The organism is Pseudanabaena sp. CCNP1317, from assembly GCF_034931345.1.
Classification (GTDB): Bacteria; Cyanobacteriota; Cyanobacteriia; order Pseudanabaenales; family Pseudanabaenaceae; genus Pseudanabaena; species Pseudanabaena galeata.
In genome coordinates this window covers 1-3,770 of the sequence record NZ_JAYGIF010000173.1, presented here as the reverse complement: position 1 = coordinate 3,770, position 3,770 = coordinate 1, and the positions used below count along the sequence as shown (strand labels likewise).

At 41.0% G+C, this 3,770-nt stretch carries 3 protein-coding genes; 2 read left to right on the top strand and 1 reads right to left on the bottom strand.

The window, feature by feature from the left end:
• On the top strand, positions 1–641 hold a 641-nt coding region (locus VB775_RS26165), incomplete at its 5' end, for a response regulator (RefSeq protein ID WP_323217160.1).
• Between the two features lie 284 nt (positions 642–925).
• On the top strand, positions 926–2,656 hold the full coding sequence (locus VB775_RS26160; protein ID WP_281009523.1) for an eCIS core domain-containing protein: 1,731 nt from the start codon (positions 926–928) through the stop codon (positions 2,654–2,656).
• A gap of 137 nt (positions 2,657–2,793) precedes the next feature.
• Here VB775_RS26160 and VB775_RS26155 read toward each other — a convergent pair whose 3' ends face one another.
• The gene (locus tag VB775_RS26155; RefSeq protein WP_281009522.1) at positions 2,794–3,612 is read right to left on the bottom strand and encodes a tetratricopeptide repeat protein; all 819 of its coding nucleotides are present in this window, start codon (positions 3,610–3,612) and stop codon (positions 2,794–2,796) included.
• Between the last annotated feature and the right edge of the window lie 158 nt (positions 3,613–3,770).

Sequence of the window (3,770 nt, the reverse complement as noted above, 5' to 3'; positions counted from 1 at the left end):
ACTTACAAAAGCTATTTCAACCTTTTATCCAAATTGATAGCCCTCTCAATCGCCAATATGATGGTACTGGTTTAGGATTAGCCTTAGTCAAAAAGATAGTCGAATTGCATGGTGGATATGTCAGTGCTACAAGTGAATTAGGTGTGGGTAGTCGCTTTGCGATCGCACTTCCCTACTCAAGCAACATATCTCTACAGCCTCAAAAACTAGCAGATATCTCACCATCTCCAAGCGAAATAATTGATAGTGATCGCGACCTCCCTCTAGTTCTGTTAGCTGAAGACAACGAAGACAGTATCTTAATGCTTACTAACTATCTAGAAGCCAAAGGTTTTCGACTAAAAATTACTAGAAATGGAAAACAGGCTATCAATCTAGTACAAATAGAGCCGCCAGACTTAATCCTAATGGATATCCAAATGCCAGAAGTGGATGGTCTTGAAGCGATTAAATATATCCGCAGCAAAGGTTTTACTATGCCTATTATCGCTACTACTGCCTCAGCGATGATAGGCGGTCGCGAAAAATGTCTCGCCGCAGGAGCAGATGGCTACATAAGTAAACCGATTAAGTTAAATCTACTTTTTACAACAATTCAACAGCTTTACTCTAAAAAGAATCGATCAGAAAATGAATCATGACTTAACTTTTATATGTTATTATAAATATTGGGAATAGGAATTATTAAGTGAATAGAAAAAGACATCTAATCTAGTAATAGATTGCTGTATTTTTGTTTTCTTAATAATTGATAGGTAAGTACAAGTCCCGTTGTTATTAACACTCCTAGTGGATGGCTATTCATAATTAAAGTTGTCCACTGTTTTTCAGGATATTAAAATTCTAGTATTGCCAAATTTTTAAGTTTATCAATATAAATTTGCTCTGATTGTATTTAATTCAATAGTAGAAGAGCTATTTTGGCATGAAATCTAATCACGAAAACTCTCCTAAAATTACAAGTTCCGTAGCACCTACAACTCTAAATCTTCAAACCAGACCATTTGCTCCCATTGAAGCAGTCTCGACTGAATCTCCTTCAACAGAAAAAACAGAAAAGAGTGAGCATCAACAAAAATATTCTCCAAATATATTAGAAAGACTAATTAATTCACCACCCCCAGAGCCAGCATCCTCACTGCAAAGGAAGCCTGAGAATCGATTGAAAGCGATCGCGCAAAATCGTTTAATCCAAGCAAAATTAGCGATCGGCGAACCAAACGATAAATACGAAAAAGAAGCTGATGATACTGCTTCAAAAGTCGTTCAACAAATTAATACACCGATCCAAAATCAATCTATCCAACGAGATGCATTGCCACAGGGCAATAAACTGCGAAAGAAGCCGCTACAAAGGCGCGAAAATGTAGGTGGAGGTGATGCATCAACAGAGTTGGAGACATCAATTCAAAGCGCAAGAGGTGGCGGTCAGCCACTAGCTGCAAACCTGCAAAGATCTATGGGACAGGCGATGGGAGCAGACTTTAGTGGCGTAAAAGTACATACAGATTCACAATCCGATCAATTAAATCAATCAATTCAAGCGAAGGCCTTTACGACAGGGCAAGATGTGTTCTTTCGGCAGGGGGCGTATGAGCCGAGTAGTCGAGGTGGGCAGGAGTTGATCGCCCATGAGTTGACTCATGTGGTGCAGCAGAATGGAGGAGCAGTGCAGCGATCGCCAGAAATCCAGCGCGATGGGGAGGAGACCCCAGTCGCAACGAAAACACCTAAAGAAGCCGCCCTCGAGACTATTAACCGAAACAAAAAATATAAGGAAAGATTTGAGCAAGAGCTCCGTAAAATGGTGAAACGTAAAATACCTGAAGGTGAAATGGCTCTCATCTGGCAAAGGTTTTCGTCGGCGATGAAACGCCATGAGGTCTTGTTACCTCGCTGGAACGAGATCAATTGGGGCAAGGACTCCGAAAGAGCCAAAGCAGTTGATGTGACTGAAATACAGTTAGCCAAATTAGAAGCCTTCAGACAAGATATAGAGTTTCTAACTGAACTCGTTGAAACCGATCAGGGTGAAGAATTACAAGTTAATAATGTCACTTTATGGAGCAATATTAACATCGGACGACCTGCCGCCAACAGCCGAGAGTTAAACGAGCAAATGAGCGTAGCTGGTGGTGGAACACCTCTAAATCGGACAAGCATGGGCGCTTTGTTAGATCTCTTTGCGGTTGGGGCACTTGAAGGCGGCAATGCGGATTTGAAGAACGTCAACGGCGATCTTTTACTGAACGACAACAACTCGTATATGCAGTGGGGAGGATCTTTTAACGTCTGGGCGGCAGTGAGTGCCAACTTTGCCGCTAAAGCTACTGGTGAGGTACATGTGTATGTGCCTACGGGTACGGGTACGGGGTCTGTGTTTTGGACAGCCGAGTTACCCGAATTACGGAAAAATCCCTCTGTCACGGGTATCTTTATTCACGAATTGAGCGGCGTTGGTAAAGCCTCGGTTGCCCAAGAAAAAGCTAAAACGATCAATCAAATGGAATTACAGACGATCCTCAAATCACCCGAAGCGTGGACAACCTCTACCATTAGTGGTCTAACAGTCACAGGAGCTGGTGGCGGACAGGGAATATCTGCGGGGAAATTGAAGAATATGGGCAACAAATGGAAAAGTAATGCAACTAAGTAGTTTTAAAGAGTCTGGATTACGCGATCGCTAACCCATCCTACATTTAATTCCCATAACTTACTTGTTAACCCGATCGCCAATCTTGGAGGATGCGTTCATGAAATGTAACGCATCCTTGGTAAACTACCGCTTACAAATTAGCCCATTAATTTTCTGACTCTTTCTACTTGTTTGGGAGCATTTAATTCTGTAAAAAGTGCGATCGCCTTTTCAAAATTATCATCATAACCATGCTCCTGCATCTCACGGGCAATCAGAGCTTCTTCTACTAATACCTTAGCCAGATCTAACTTTGATTCTATCTTTGTTAATATATCCTTCGCTTGCAAACAGAGCTCTTTCGCCTTAGGTAGATCTCCTATATTTCGATAGGTTTCTGCAAGTCCATACATGGCTTTACCTTCTAGATGTTTGTGCCTAATTTCACGAGTAAATTTCAAGGTTGTATTGTATATCTCCAGAGATTGATCGAATCTTTTATTCATGACGCATATAAATCCAAGATACAGGCAAGCACAGCATCTTGAAGTGTCAGACATATATAATGAGCTATTTGTAATAACCTCATAAGCCTCTTCAGTCAATGCTCCCGAAGCATCATGCTCTAGTTCCATAACAAGTATGAAAGATTGAGCTAATTGTGGATAAACAGTGAACCATTGCTGAAAGCGTGGGTGATTTGTACACTTGTACCGATCAATATTGTCTACATAGGGCTGAATCAGGACAAGCGCTTCGTCAAACTCGCCCAAGTCCAGTTTGCTGGCAAAAGCTTGAAAAACATTCGAGAGAAGAAAAAAGATTAATTGTGGGGAGTTGATTTGCTCAATAATTTTGATGGCTGCTTCCAACTCTATAATTGCTTGCTGCGGTCCTCCTGAGAAGAAATGGGCGTTTCCGCGAAAACTTTTTATATGGGCTAAAACTGGACTTCCTTGTTCTGGAGGTAAAAGCAATGACCTCTGTTCTATTTTATTTAATAACTCAAACCTTAGTACAGGACAAAAAGTTGCAAAAGTAGACAGGAAGGGGTTTTATAAAAGATAACCACATCACAAATAAAACCCCTATGAAAGAGATTAGCGTATTTTGCGAAAAGTTACATGAACATCTG

Coding starts and splice junctions, on each gene's coding strand:
- VB775_RS26160 (WP_281009523.1), top strand. CDS start 926: ATGAAATCTAATCACGAAAACTCTCCTAAAATTACAAGTTCCGTAGCA.